Source organism: Shewanella sp. ANA-3, from assembly GCF_000203935.1.
Taxonomy (GTDB): Bacteria; Pseudomonadota; Gammaproteobacteria; order Enterobacterales; family Shewanellaceae; genus Shewanella.
Map to the genome: position 1 here is coordinate 3,565,692 of NC_008577.1, position 13,418 is coordinate 3,579,109.

Consider the following 13,418-nt stretch of genomic DNA (forward strand, 5'->3'; position numbering starts at 1 on the left):
TTAAGGCAAGGCTGGGAATGTAGTAACCCACCGTTTATTAATGGGCTCGCCACTAACCTTCAGGTATTCAATCGCCTGCACTCGCCCTTGCAGCTCAAACCAACGGTCTTGATGAAGCACTTGCTGTAACGGCCGTTGATAAAAATCGTCGCGATCCTCAGGCATAAAAGGCGCGAGTGGAATGTTCTGCGTATTTAAAAAACGATAACGGCGCATCACCTCGCCCACGGTTTGCGTGGTATCGAGTTCTGGCAATTGAGTAGTATCAATCAACCCTGCTTAGGTTGATACGCAATCGCTTGCCATTCGGGCGTACCCGTACAGCTCAAGGCACTGCTGACTTTAATATCGTAAAAATTACGACGGATCCCATCGGCACTGGTGAGTTGATATAGAACAGTCTTCTCAAGATGTTCCGCCATACTGTTTTCGGATTTGATCTGCGTCCATTGCAAACTGTGGCCGTCAACTTGGGGCGCATCCACAACAGTTAACGAACATACTGCAGCTTGCTCGGCGCTTAACTGTAGGCTCACACCATACTTAGCTACCATTTGGGGTTCGAGTAAGGCGGGATCCGCAGCTAATGCCTCTTGCGGCGCTTCATTGTAGCGCGCATACATATCATCACGGTAAAGCGTGCGCTGATCCACGGGGGGATAAGCGACGTTCTTCATGTAATCCATCATCGGAATAAAACGAACATTTTTAGTCAGCTCGCTACTCTCATCCGGTGTATTCACATAGATGGTTAGCGCCTGTGGCTCGGCAGGAAAAGTAAAGAAGGTAGTGGGTTCAAATTGCATCGATGCAGCTAACCCCAACATATTCCGTTCGGCTGCGGTTAACCAAGCAGGCCCTTCTACCGACGGCGATTGGTACTTCATCATGGCACCTTCGGCACCGTCAAATCGCCCCGCTAACCAAGATTTATGGGTTGGGTCGCGCGATGTCAGCACATAAGAAAAAGGCTTATCGGGGATGGGGGCAAATTCCAGCTGTAAATCCTTATACTGCAAAGACACCGTTTTGTTTGGATCGGGTGTTAATGCCAGTTTAACCAGCTTAGCGCCCTGATAGTGGGCCTTGGCACGAAACTCAACAACTTGGGATAGCAGCTCTGAGGGCTCATTCCAGCCAACGAGTAAATGTTGCTCTACGGATTTATAAAAACCATCCTTTTCAGCGAAATTAAAGCGATAAATCTTATCGAGTTGTAGCGGTAAAACGCTGCCATCGGCACTGTGCGCCGTAATATCGGTTAGACGAAACTCTCCTGATGCTTTTAAACCTGAAAAATCATGCTGATAGGTAAGACTGAGTTGATCATCAATAAGGTCAAAGTAACCCGCATCGTAGGCAAAAACCGCCTCTTGGGTTAAGGGTTTATTGGCCTCTTCTAATGATAATTCGGGCTGTTTTTCATATTCACCCGGTGGGAAATCGTAATCAAAAGCCACTCGCTGCGACAGATCGCCCAGCTCACGCTCCTTAGGCACCATAATCACATTACTGCGCATCGTTCCCTTAAAGCCGTAACGCTCAAAGGGCACCTCTGCCACTAGCCCCATCTGCGTTAGCCACCCGCGGTCGCGCTCGAGCATCAGTTGGCCATATATTTTGGCTTGATCACCTTCGCTTTCCACCTGAGCCAGAACATGGGTGTCAGTGACCTTTAACACGGTAAGTTTTGAATTAGCATGGCCTTGATAGGCCGGAAGCATAACCACAGCCCCCACTTCAGCGGGGATCGAATTAATAAAAACCGATGAGCTAAAGAGCTTTTTAAGTTCCTGCTCGAGCTCAAGGCCGCGCTCTGCGAGCATGGCTTTCCAGGCGGGTTTATTTAATGCGCTAAATTCTTTTACGCTGCCATCGTCTAAATTTAATGAAAACTCAAAGCCCTGAGAGAAAATGGCATGCATTTCGGGGTTTCGCTCAGCCCGTTCGCCACTACTCACACCACTCCCTTGGCCATCTTGCATTTTCATATAATCGACATGCACTTCGAAGCGGCTATTTTTACCCGTCTCGAGCACCTTATAACGCAGTAATTGATGGGATGTGGTGTTCACTGTTTCGGTACGCCCACCCGCTTCGACCGAGATGCGGGCAGTGCTATACACTTGATACGCGCGCTCATCGCCTTTTTGTGGCTTAAACTCCACATCGGCATCGCCAAATGAGCAGGGAAATAATAGAAAACATGTAACTACGCTAACCAAATACTTCATGGTTATTCCCTGTAACTGAATATTAAAACGCCGCATTATGCCCGTTAATCGAACATAAATACATTTTTGAGGCGATTTTTATCGGGTTCTCTATTTGAGCGAAGCATATTATTGATGGAAAGTGAGCGCGATTTCGAATTCGATTTGGACTGTACTTTGGTAAGATTTCAACGATAAAAATAGCTCTTCGAAGTATCCACAAATAGGATTACAACGGCTTAAAATGGATAATATTCGATGACGACTGTAGCGACTAACTCACCTCAAAAAAGTAACGCCGATGTTAACAAAATAATAATCACATATATTCATTAATAGTACTAATAATACCCATTACAAGCTCAAATCGCAGCCCCAATAAAATACAATTAAACATTTAAAATCATAACAATACCATTAGCCATAAGTGTTCATATTGGAAGCGTGCCATTAGATTCTTTCCTTATTCAAACGCGTTAATTCAAGGGTATCGATAAGATTCAGGCCCTCATAATTAGTTACTGGTTTTATTTGTGCCAATAATAGAGCAAGGTCTACATCGCATATTACTGCTGGCAGTGAAATTGCCGGTATGGCGACCTAGAGACTTCATTCAGTCAAAAGTAGTAATTTTATCAGCATTAACCATGGCAGTGTGAGTGAATGAAAAACTCAATATTGATATTGTTCTGCTTGATAGAATCCAGCACCTCATTTCCGCTAATAAAAAAGCACAATCCAATTAGGTTGTGCTTTTTAGATTAAATACTGAAGCGATAATGAGCCAATATCAGCTCTGCTTTTCGATCTTATTGATGCTGCCTTTGTAGCCTGTGGCATCGACGGCGGTAATCAACTTATCGAGGTTAAAATCATCGGCGACTGTGACCACGGCCTGCTCGGTTTTCAAGTTTGCCTTGGCTTTGATCACCCCATCGGTTTTGCGCAGCGCCTGATTGACGACGGTGACGCACAACGGGCAGGTCATGCCTTTCACATCGAGTGTTACCTGCACGTTATCCGCCCAAATGAATGGCGCAAACCCCAGCGATACTATGAGTATGAGAGTAGTGCGTAATAGTGGCTTCATTCGAACACCTCAAGTAGCCAAGGTAAAACAAAGGGATACAGTTGGAATGCCAGCACAATAGGCACAGTCAGCCAATAGGCTAATAACATTTGTCCTCGGCTAAACTTGCCTGTGCAAAGCGGCTTTTTCGCAAAGTACAAGCGCCAAAAACCCAGCAAAATCAACCCGGTTGATAGAAGCAACATGGGCACTTGTAACCAAGCTAAGCTCGATAACCCCGACAGCCCCGCCGCAGATACGCCAAACACCAAATAAATTAAGGGCGCAATGCAGCAAAGGCTAGAGGCAACCGCCGCAACAACGGCGGCGGCCATGGTGGCAAGCAGGGGTTTAGCGCTGCTCGCTTGACTTGTACTCATAGGCGAAAACTTTTGGCTCATAGTAATTCACAGGATCGCCGTCCACTTCGGCATAGGGATAACCAAAATTGTTCAGTGGAGTCTGCTCCGCCACGGGGAATAAGTCAAAGTCACGGCCATAGTTAAAGCCAACCCAATTCATTTCCCAGTTACCAAACAGGTAATCATTGACCGCTTGTACCGCAGGGTCGCTATGCTCCTTCTTCTCGGTGAGGCGCATTTTAGTGACATCCGCAGGGTCGGCAGGTAACCAACCATAACCCGCAAGATAGAACATGGCACGGCAGTGTTGACCACCTGTCACATCGGCAAAGCCCTTATCATCGGCGTTGCCAAAGGCTTTTTTGGAATAATGGCCCATCTTGATGGCTTGGCCAAGGCGAATACCAAACATTTCACGGGCAGGCACACCGACTGCGCGCATCAGCGCCACAAATACTGAGTTGATATCGGTACACTTGCCGCCGAGTTTGCCACTTTCAAGAATCGCCGCCACATCGCCACTGCCACAACCTATGACATCGTTATCGCGGTACATGTTGGCGCTCACCCAGTTATAAATCAACTGTGCTTGCTTGAGTGGCTCGGTTTCTTTACCCACGATCTTATCCGCGGTTTGCTTCACGATACCATCCACAGGCATATGCTTGGTTGGCTTAAGGTAAATGGCGACGTCGGCAGGATACTCAGGTTTAGCTGGCGCGCGGTAATGGCTTAACTCGCCACTTTTCACCGGTTCCCAATCTTGGGTTTCTATCACTAATTCTAGTGTTAGGGTCATCTTGCCTTTGGCATCGGGCCAAGTGGCAAACAGGGTTTTAGCGCCATAGTGGTTATTGGCACTGATATAGGCGTCTTGATAAGTCCCGCTAAAGTTAAGTTTTTCAACCTGCTGGAAAGCCGTGTTTTCGGGAAGTGGCACCCATAACTTTACCACGCCCGCAGAGCCTTCTGGCGCGACGAGCTGATAGGTATTGGTTAAGGTAAATCGGCGACGACCACAGCTTTTATCGGTCATAGCATGGGCTTGCGTCGACGCCGCTAACACTGGCATCACGGTTCCCGCCGCCGACAGAATGGCTGCACCCTTCAAAAAATCACGTCTTTGCATTAGGCATTCCTTAGTTTGATAAGCATTAGAAAAAAAGAGACCACTAAAGTACTTAACAGAATTATAGGAAGTTATCGATCCGGCACAATCACCAAATTTCATCCAGCGCGAACAGCATGACAAAAACCACTACTAGCGCACAATGAGCCTAGTAAATAGCGGGGAAATTAAGACAATTTGTCTCAATAGAAGCCAAAAAACAGGTACAGCACGACTGCTATACCTGTTTGTAAAGGAGGTAAAGCATTAACTAAAGGCAAGCAAAGGCGAGATACATAACAATAAGCCAGTGACAATAATGATGTACAGCGACACCCCTTTATATTTATGCAGCGCAGGCACTTGATAAACCAAATAGGCCGGGATCAAACAACCCACTAAACCGAAGATAGGACTGCAAATAGAGGTAAAACTCAGCACTGGGGCATTTAATACAATCGCGCCCCAGGACAGCAAAATGGTAAAGATCATGATGCCGTAACCCACTAACGACTTATTGATCCGCTCCTCGGGCATCACTCGGCGCAGCATATTCATGGTCAATCCCTGACACGCCTCCCTAAACCCTAAATACACACCAAAATACGCTGTCATCACCGCAAAGATATTTAAGGTCAGGCTAAGCAGTTTTAAGGTTTGCCCTGGCATCCCCTGGGCCACCATGGCTAAAGCGGAGATATTTTCATGGGAGGCGCGCACCGCCTGCTCATGTCCCATGGCGAGGGTAAAAGACACAGCGTAGAAAAACACCACCACAAACAGCACCCCAAAGGCAATGTTCATCGCACGCATCGCCTTAAAGCGGGCAACAGCAAGGGATTTCTCCCGCGAACGATAGGAAATCACCATAGGGCTTAAACTTTGGATAAATAGAATCGATGTCAGCGTAAAGGGCAACATCACAATCGCATCCTTTAGCCAATCGCCCGTGCTGGGTACGCTACCGATATTATTGATATCCCACTTATCGACCATCATCAGCCCGAGTACCGCCACCACCCCAAGCTTAGTGAGCACCATAAAGGTGGAGATCTTAAATAATAGGTTTTCACCCCGGGAAGCCAATGCGACTAAACCGCAGATCAGCGCTAGGCCATAAAAGGGATTTTCAGACAATAATGACGTAGTTGCGCCAAAGCTTTGTAAAAAGGAGGCGCTATCGTTAGTGATGGCCGTGGAATACACAAACACCCAAATCACCAACATAATGAAGTACAAGCCGCCGAGTAAGATGCCCCAGTTTTTGCCCAGATACCCCGAAATCACACTCGGGTAATCCTTACATTCGGGCGACTCTGCCAAGGTATTGATAAACAAACGCTGAAACAAATACATAGCGGGATAACCAATCACACTGGAGAGCAAGAACACCCACAAGCCCATCAAGCCCACCTGCACTGGCAAAAATACGATCCCAGCGCCAATCGCCATGCCAATACTCATAATGATCCAGCCCCAATCCGTACTGTCGAAGCGGGTATCCTCTTTCCATTGTGCCGCCGTTAGCCTTGCATCCATATCTCATCCTAACCGAGTTGATGTTATTTTTTGCAAATATATTTGAACAAAACAAACTCAGCAAACAAAATACTCAACTTTTGTTGAACAAAGTGCCGTCGCTCACAATTCGGTCCAAAACCCGCCAAAAGACGCATAAACTCGTCTTTACGGCATGAAACATTAAAAAATAATTGCAACCAAACCAAAATATGCAAATAATATTGCACATAGAAATTCGACAGCATTCAATTTTATTTGCAGATTGGAGAGATAATGAAAAGCATCATTCATGCAGAACGTGCCCCAGCAGCGATTGGCCCTTATTCCCACGGCACGAGTTATGGCAACCTGATTTTTACCTCTGGACAACTGCCTGTATGTAAAGAGAAAGGTGGCGTTGTCGAGGGTGGGATCAGCGAACAATCTGTGCAATGCCTTGAGAATCTGAAATACGTGATTGAAGCTGGTGGTGGCAGCCTAGAAACCGTGCTTAAAACCACCTGTTACTTGAGTGAGATCAGTGACTTTGCCGCCTTTAATGAAGTCTATAAAACCTATTTCAAAACCGACTGCCCTGCCCGCAGCTGTTTTGCGGTAAAAGATCTTCCACTGGGTGTCAAAGTGGAAGTTGAAGCCATCGCCCACGTTCACGCATAAATTGGTAAGGTTGTAGCCCGATGAAACCTCTATGGCAGCAATACATTCAGATCATTAACCAAGTGGTTAAACCCGCCTTAGGCTGTACCGAGCCGATCGCCGCGGCCTATGCGGCAGCCGTAGCACGCACCTTATTACCGGTAGCACCCGAGTCAATTGCGGTGCAAGTTTCTGATAACTTGTATAAAAACTCGATGGGTGTTTATGTGCCCGGTACAGGTAAAATCGGTCTCGCTATCGCCGCAGCCGCAGGCGCGCTTGCAGGTAATGCCGATGCGGGATTAGAAGTCTTGGCCAACGTGACGCCTGAACAAGTGGCACAGGCACAAACCCTTATCGATGCGGGTAAAGTGAAGGTTGAGCGTACCGAGACCGACGAATTTATCTATTGCTGCGTCAGCTTAACCGCTGGCGAGCAAGAGGCCATGGTGAAAATCTGTGGCGGCCATACCTTGATTGCCGAGAAGCGCTTAAATGGTGAGTTAGTATTTACCGCCGATAGCGCCCAAGCCAAGGCTACAGGCTCAATCTGCGACGGCGTCGATATCAATATTGAATCGATTTACCGCTTCGCCCAAGAAGTGCCCTTCGAAGAAATCCAATTTATTCTTAAAGCCTCGGAATTAAACAGTAAATTATCCGATGAAGGCATGTCCAAACCCTATGGCTTGGAAGTCGGCCGCACCATGAAGAACGGCATTGCTGCGGGGATCATCGGTGAGGACTTACTCAACAAGATTGTGATGCTCACCGCGGCGGCTTCGGATGCGCGTATGGGCGGTGCCAATCTGCCCGCCATGAGCAATTTAGGCAGTGGTAACCAAGGAATTGCGGCGACGATTCCAGTAGTCATCACCGCCCAGTGTTATAAAGTCAGCGAAGAGAAACTGGCTCGCGCGCTGATCATGAGCCACCTCGGGGCGATTTATATCAAATCCCACTATCCACCGTTATCGGCATTCTGTGGCAATACGGTCACTAGCGCTGCCGCCTCTATGGCCATGGTGTATTTAGCGGGCGGCAGTTTCGAGCAATCCTGCTTTGCGATTCAAAACGTCATCAGCGACAGCTCGGGCATGGTCTGTGATGGTGCCAAAGCCTCCTGCGCGATGAAGGTCAGTACCTCATCGAGTGCGGCGGTGCGCTCCTTCTTAATGGCGCTCAACAGCCAAAACGTTTCAGGCCAAGGTATCATCGCCAAAGATGTTGAGAAAACCATTAAGAACATAGGCAAGATGGTACTCAATGGCATGTCATCTACGGATGTCACTATCATTAACATCATGTCTGAATAAGACGGTTATTCCTGATAAGCAGCTGAAAAGGTAAGAATATTGTGAAATTGCAAGACTTAACCCAAAGCGATCTGGATATACTCAAGTCCATCGAAAATATCGTCGATGGGATTGCCGCCATGTACGGCCAACATACAGAGGTCGTGCTGCACAGCTTAGATGCTAAGCACCCTTCGGTGATCAAAATTGCCAATGGTCATGTCACTGGCCGTGAGGTCGGTGCGCCCATCACTAACTTGGCCTTGCTTAAGCTCAAAACGGGTCAAGATATTTCTAACTCTTATCTTACCAAGTGCGCCAACGGTAAGACCTTACGTTCGATAACCACAGTTATCCGTAATCCTAAAAACCTGCCGATTGGGTTACTGTGCATCAATACCGATATGGATGCGCCGCTGCAATCTGTGCTGCGCACTATGATGCCGGAGCAGCTCCTTGGCAGTGAATTGACCAGTTCGCCCGAGGTGTTTGCGCGCAATATTGATGAGGCGCTGCACAGCACTATCGATAGTGTTAACCACGAGGTGCGTGCCAATCCTGCGATTTCCCCTTCACAAAAGAGCCGCGAAATTGTCAATCAACTCCATGAGTTAGGGATTTTCGAACTCAAGGATAGCGCCCAAGTGGCCGCCACTCGATTAGGGATTTCAGTGCATTCCATTTACCGCTATTTGCGTGAAATTAAAGCCAATCAGGCGGAAAGCGACAAAAGCCTCGCTTAAAGATAAAGGGCTAAGATGAACATCTTAGCCCTTTGTTTTTATTAGCTTGATAGCTTCAAATGGGATTGCTCATTGGCTTAGAGCACATTGCTCGTTCTACCTGTGACATCCCAAGCCTGTACCGTGCCATCGTCCATTAGGGCAATCACATCCAGCAAATTACTGCGAATATCCCGCATGTGACTCAAATCAACGGCTTGCTTATCTAGCGTCACCGCGGGATCTTCCCGCATCCATACTGCAATCGAGCCATCTTGGCGTTTAACCGTAAAGCCTAACCCCGTAGGGAAAATATCCGTTGCTTGAGTTATGTCAGTTTTGGGGCCTGAGTGGCCATCAACCACAGTGCCATCTTGCTTTAAAAAGGCAAACTCACGTTCATAGGTCACCACTTTACTGACCTGAGTGACCTCTTGATAACGCGGCTGGTTTTCTGCCAATTCCCATCCTTCCCAAGCGATAGCCGTATTATCCCTACGTAGCGCGACAAATCCTTCATCAAAGGGATAAACCTTAAGCACGCTTTGTAATTTATCTTTAAGGACCGTCGTATCAGCACCATGATATTTACTGCCCCAAACGATAAGTTGACGACTGATGGTTAAGGCGGCAAACGCGTCATTATTGGCAAAAATATCAATCACTTTATTGGCACGACTTGGGCGAGATAAACGAGCTGGGAATGGCACATGATACTCAGTTAACTCCCCTTCCCCCCACGCATAAACACTACCGTCAGCCAGCAGCGCTGCAAAACCATTTTTGGAAGCAACAACTTTCACGGCAGGCGCAAGCTGGTTAAGCTTTGCCACTTGCTCACGACCTTTTTGCTCCGCTCTGACCTTACCCCACGACACCAATCTGCCCGTCGCTGTCATAGCGGTAAAAGCATTATCGTTAGCATAGAGGAGTTTCACATTGTTAAGCGCTGAGGCGACTTCGTGACTGTCGCCACCATAATCCGCCTGCCCCCATGTCACGACTGTTCCATCCCGTTTTAAGGCGGCAAAAGCGCCATAGTTAACAGAGACAGACACGACGTCAGTCATCGCTGGCGCGGCGTATTGACCAGAGCCTAGCTCGGCAGTTGATGCATCTTCAAAAGACCAACTGACGACACTTCCATCTTGCTTAATGGCAGCATAGAGCCCCTTAGCCACAACAAATTCGCGCACATCATGCAGTACAGGTCTCACTCCTCGAGTCCAAGGCATAGTTTCATCCCCCATTCCCCAAGGGATCAGTTTGTGGTCATGGGTTAATGCTGCAAAGCCGCAGGTATCCTCTGCCGCATACAGTTGTTTTACATTAAGTAGAGGCTCGGCGGCGTTATTGCTATCGCCACCACACTCGCCATCCCCCCATGTGACGACAGTACCGTCTCGTTTGAGCGCCGCAAATGCATTGAGATTGCTGTAGATTTGACTCACATCGGCTAATTCTGCAGGCATAGGGATTTTGGACGAAGTCTCGGCAATCTCACGGTTGTTTGGCTCATGAATCAAGACATTATTCGCTGAAGCGGGTGTTCTGTGAGCCTGAATAGTGTCAGAAATTTGCTGCTTTAACTCTGGGGATATTTCAGAATCTTGTTTATCTATGATTAAGTTAACCACATGACCTAAGGCAAAAATGGCTAGCGCCACGCCAACCCAGGGAACCTGTTTTTTTTCCACAACTATATCCTTATCGTAACTGCAAACTCTCACTGAGTTTAAACGGATGCACAACATCGACTGCGTGCACTCTGAGGCGCGATTGTAACTTAACGGACCAGCAAAATAACATTGCCCAAAAGTCGAGGACATTCCATTGGCCTTAAAACATAAAAGCAGCGAATATCGCTGCTTTTATTCACATCATCCACAGGATTGACTTAATCCCGTTTGCCGACCTTCTCTAAACCCCAAACTAAGGCAATGGCCGCCAACATACACACGATAGCTAACATCAGCTGTGAAGGTTGGCCCGTCACTTGTTCAAAATTTAGCGGCGAAATATTTTGCTCCAATAGCGGCACTTGTTCACCGTGGGAGTTAGTACGCCACGTTAAGGTTTGTTTCCAAGGCCAAATTTTACCTAAGGTGCCGAGCATCAAGCCCGTGAGAAACACTACGGTCGCATCATGGTATTTACGCAGCAAGGCCGAGAGTAAATGGCTAAAGCTTAAAATCCCCAGCAAAGCGCCTACGGCAAAACAGGCCAAAATATCGATTTGGATATTTTTTGCCGCCGCGAGTACCACTGGATATAAGCCGAGCAATAATAAGATAAAACTGCCCGAAATCCCCGGTAATACCATGGCACAAATGGCAATCGCACCGCCGAAGAAAATATTTAAATAGCTGGCCTCGACCGACACAGGGTTCAGTACAGTGATCACCCAAGCAGCCAAAACCCCTAAGGCGAATAATCCCAAACGCGCCAGCGTAAAACCACTCACCTGTTTAAGCATGTGCACCACAGAGATGATGATGAGGCCAAAGAAGAATGACCAAATCGGAATGGGATGGGCCACCAGCAACCAAGAAATCAGTTTAGCGAAGGTAAAAATACTGGTTAGGATGCCCGCTAATAGGCTCAGTAAAAATCCGCCATTGATATGTTCAAACGCACCTTTAATCCCCTGCGACTTAATCACGCCCCAAAGGGACGGATTAATACGTTTAACGCTTTCAAGCAGGGTATCGAGAATACCGGTGATAAAGGCGATAGTGCCACCCGAAACCCCAGGCACCACATCGGCGGCCCCCATGGCCATTCCCTTAAAATAGGTCAGCAAATATTTCACTGTGAGTCCTTGTAGTTAAATCATTATGACGTGTCATTGATGACAAATTTGTCGTGATTATACGGTGTTAGCGTAAAAACCGCGAAATGAAGTTTACTTAATTCGGCCGACTGGCATTTAATGTTATCCCAATGTTACACTCATCCGACCAGAAAGAAACAGGCACGCCGCTAAGCATTAAAAATATCAGCGGCCCAAGACTAACACCTTAAGTTTGCACTCCGATGAAGGATAACCATGAGCCCTAACGCACAAACCCCAAACGCTAAGCCCAATAAGGTTCTCGCGCTTTACCATAAAACCCAAGGCTGGCCCTTTGGCCAAAAAATCTTCTCCATCATGGTATCACGCATGGCGCCTTATTTTGGCACCATCAAACCACTGATCACTGAATTGCGCCTTAACCACTGTGCTTGCCTGATTAAAAAACGTCATGCCGTTCATAACCATATAAAAACCGTGCATGTTATCGCCATCTGTAACGGCTTAGAAATGGCGATGGGCGTGATGGCCGAAGCATCGATTCCGGCTCACCTGCGTTGGATCCCTAAGGGCATGAGCCTGGATTACACCGCCAAGGCGGGCAGTGATATTTTATGTGTTGCCGAAGTCACGCCAGAGCAGTGGACTCCCGGCGATATGTTGGTGCCTGTTACCGCCTACGACACCCAAGGTGTGGTAGTCGTGAAGGGACATATCAAGTTATGGATTTCAGAAAAGCCGCAGAAGTAAGCCAAGGCACATCAACCCAAGCTTAATCATCAATCGAAATCACCACTTAGGTTGTCTTGCTCAACGCTTGCAGGCTGCTATGCTGAGCCAAACAGCCTAAGACAGGGGATCGAAATGGATGAATTTTTACAGGCCGCGATTGATGAGGCCAAACAAGGACTCGCCGAAGGCGGTATCCCCATTGGTTCAGTATTAGTGATCGACGGGGAAATTGTCGCCCGCGGCCATAACAAACGCGTGCAGCAAGGCAGCGCCGTGCTGCATGCCGAAATGGATTGCCTCGAAAATGCCGGCAGATTGACCGCCGCCGATTACCAAAAGGCCACGCTCTATTCAACCCTTTCCCCCTGCGATATGTGTAGCGGCGCGATTTTACTCTATGGCATCCCTAAGGTGGTGGTCGGTGAAAATGTCACCTTTCAAGGGCCGGAAGCCTATGTGCAGTCCCGCGGAGTAGAGGTAACAGTGGTGGACAATCACGAGTGCAAACAGTTGATGCACGATTTTATCGCCGCCAAGCCACAACTGTGGAACGAAGATATTGGTGAATAGCCAATATTTTTTAAGCCTATTATCAATACGGAGCGCACTTGAAAATTACCTTGCACCCTAAATACCAATGGTCAGACTTTAAACATACCAAACAAATAGAAAGACTAATTTGGGGCACTTTAAAAGTTACTGATATCGGCGGCTCTTGGGATTATCACAATTTCATGTCTGATAGCTCTTTCTGGTGTAATGGTGAATATTCTTTGACATTGCAATATATAGACGAAAAAAAGTTGCAGAGTATTGTGGTAACAAATCCTGAGCCCAGAAACGTAGAGTTAAATTTGCTAGTTGAAATTTTCCTAAAAAAATATGGACTCATTATTAAGTACTACGAATAAGTTTGTGAAGTTTGCCCTAAAAGTTGGATAGAACACGTATACAACGCTCACCCTA

General features: G+C 47.3%; 12 protein-coding genes and 1 pseudogene. 6 read left to right on the top strand and 7 right to left on the bottom strand.

Features of this window, described 5'->3' with window-relative positions:
• The 5 genes and pseudogenes from SHEWANA3_RS15585 to SHEWANA3_RS15605 form a co-directional block, all read right to left on the bottom strand.
• Positions 1-2,234, bottom strand: a pseudogene (locus SHEWANA3_RS15585) (hypothetical protein).
• A 769-nt stretch (positions 2,235-3,003) separates the two neighbouring features.
• Positions 3,004-3,303, bottom strand: coding sequence for a heavy-metal-associated domain-containing protein (locus SHEWANA3_RS15590; protein WP_011717822.1), 300 nt, complete (start codon positions 3,301-3,303; stop codon positions 3,004-3,006).
• Positions 3,300-3,617, bottom strand: a complete 318-nt coding sequence (locus SHEWANA3_RS15595; RefSeq protein ID WP_041413108.1) for a membrane protein — start codon at positions 3,615-3,617, stop codon at positions 3,300-3,302. Before SHEWANA3_RS15595 ends, SHEWANA3_RS15590 begins: the two co-directional genes overlap by 4 nt.
• 16 nt (positions 3,618-3,633) lie before the next feature.
• Entirely contained in the window at positions 3,634-4,773 is a 1,140-nt protein-coding gene (locus tag SHEWANA3_RS15600; protein ID WP_011717824.1) for a transglutaminase domain-containing protein, read from the bottom strand.
• Between the two features lie 246 nt (positions 4,774-5,019).
• Positions 5,020-6,291 (bottom strand): amino acid permease, encoded by a 1,272-nt coding sequence (locus SHEWANA3_RS15605; protein WP_011717825.1) that lies wholly within the window; start codon positions 6,289-6,291, stop codon positions 5,020-5,022.
• Positions 6,292-6,546: 255 nt separating this feature from the next.
• Between SHEWANA3_RS15605 and SHEWANA3_RS15610 the strand changes: the two genes are divergently transcribed.
• From SHEWANA3_RS15610 to SHEWANA3_RS15620, 3 genes are read left to right on the top strand one after another with little or no spacing between them, the layout of a single operon-like run.
• A complete protein-coding gene (locus tag SHEWANA3_RS15610) occupies positions 6,547-6,930 on the top strand; it encodes a RidA family protein (RefSeq protein WP_011717826.1) in 384 nt (127 codons plus the stop codon).
• Positions 6,931-6,950: 20 nt separating this feature from the next.
• Positions 6,951-8,225, top strand: coding sequence for an L-serine ammonia-lyase, iron-sulfur-dependent, subunit alpha (locus SHEWANA3_RS15615; RefSeq protein WP_011717827.1), 1,275 nt, complete (start codon positions 6,951-6,953; stop codon positions 8,223-8,225).
• A 41-nt stretch (positions 8,226-8,266) separates the two neighbouring features.
• Complete coding sequence (locus SHEWANA3_RS15620; protein ID WP_011717828.1) at positions 8,267-8,947, top strand: PAS domain-containing protein; 681 nt, start codon at positions 8,267-8,269, stop codon at positions 8,945-8,947.
• Positions 8,948-9,024: 77 nt separating this feature from the next.
• Here SHEWANA3_RS15620 and SHEWANA3_RS15625 read toward each other — a convergent pair whose 3' ends face one another.
• The gene (locus tag SHEWANA3_RS15625; RefSeq protein WP_041412714.1) at positions 9,025-10,623 is read right to left on the bottom strand and encodes a hypothetical protein; all 1,599 of its coding nucleotides are present in this window, start codon (positions 10,621-10,623) and stop codon (positions 9,025-9,027) included.
• 200 nt (positions 10,624-10,823) lie between these two features.
• On the bottom strand, positions 10,824-11,738 hold the full coding sequence (locus tag SHEWANA3_RS15630) for a DUF368 domain-containing protein (RefSeq protein WP_011717830.1): 915 nt from the start codon (positions 11,736-11,738) through the stop codon (positions 10,824-10,826).
• A 237-nt stretch (positions 11,739-11,975) separates the two neighbouring features.
• Between SHEWANA3_RS15630 and SHEWANA3_RS15635 the strand changes: the two genes are divergently transcribed.
• The 3 genes from SHEWANA3_RS15635 (at position 11,976) to SHEWANA3_RS15645 (ending at position 13,363) form a co-directional block, all read left to right on the top strand.
• A complete protein-coding gene (locus tag SHEWANA3_RS15635) occupies positions 11,976-12,470 on the top strand; it encodes a hotdog fold domain-containing protein (RefSeq protein WP_011717831.1) in 495 nt (164 codons plus the stop codon).
• 114 nt (positions 12,471-12,584) lie between these two features.
• Complete coding sequence (locus SHEWANA3_RS15640) at positions 12,585-13,022, top strand: nucleoside deaminase (protein ID WP_011717832.1); 438 nt, start codon at positions 12,585-12,587, stop codon at positions 13,020-13,022.
• Between the two features lie 38 nt (positions 13,023-13,060).
• A complete protein-coding gene (locus tag SHEWANA3_RS15645; protein WP_041412716.1) occupies positions 13,061-13,363 on the top strand; it encodes a hypothetical protein in 303 nt (100 codons plus the stop codon).
• The last annotated feature ends 55 nt before the right edge of the window (positions 13,364-13,418 follow it).

Excerpts from the sequence above, each read along its gene's own strand:
- SHEWANA3_RS15590 (WP_011717822.1), bottom strand. The coding sequence starts at position 3,303 with ATGAAGCCACTATTACGCACTACTCTCATACTCATAGTATCGCTGGGG.
- SHEWANA3_RS15595 (WP_041413108.1), bottom strand. The coding sequence starts at position 3,617 with ATGGCCGCCGCCGTTGTTGCGGCGGTTGCCTCTAGCCTTTGCTGCATT.
- SHEWANA3_RS15600 (WP_011717824.1), bottom strand. The coding sequence starts at position 4,773 with ATGCAAAGACGTGATTTTTTGAAGGGTGCAGCCATTCTGTCGGCGGCG.
- SHEWANA3_RS15605 (WP_011717825.1), bottom strand. The coding sequence starts at position 6,291 with ATGGATGCAAGGCTAACGGCGGCACAATGGAAAGAGGATACCCGCTTC.
- SHEWANA3_RS15610 (WP_011717826.1), top strand. The coding sequence starts at position 6,547 with ATGAAAAGCATCATTCATGCAGAACGTGCCCCAGCAGCGATTGGCCCT.
- SHEWANA3_RS15615 (WP_011717827.1), top strand. The coding sequence starts at position 6,951 with ATGAAACCTCTATGGCAGCAATACATTCAGATCATTAACCAAGTGGTT.
- SHEWANA3_RS15635 (WP_011717831.1), top strand. The coding sequence starts at position 11,976 with ATGAGCCCTAACGCACAAACCCCAAACGCTAAGCCCAATAAGGTTCTC.
- SHEWANA3_RS15640 (WP_011717832.1), top strand. The coding sequence starts at position 12,585 with ATGGATGAATTTTTACAGGCCGCGATTGATGAGGCCAAACAAGGACTC.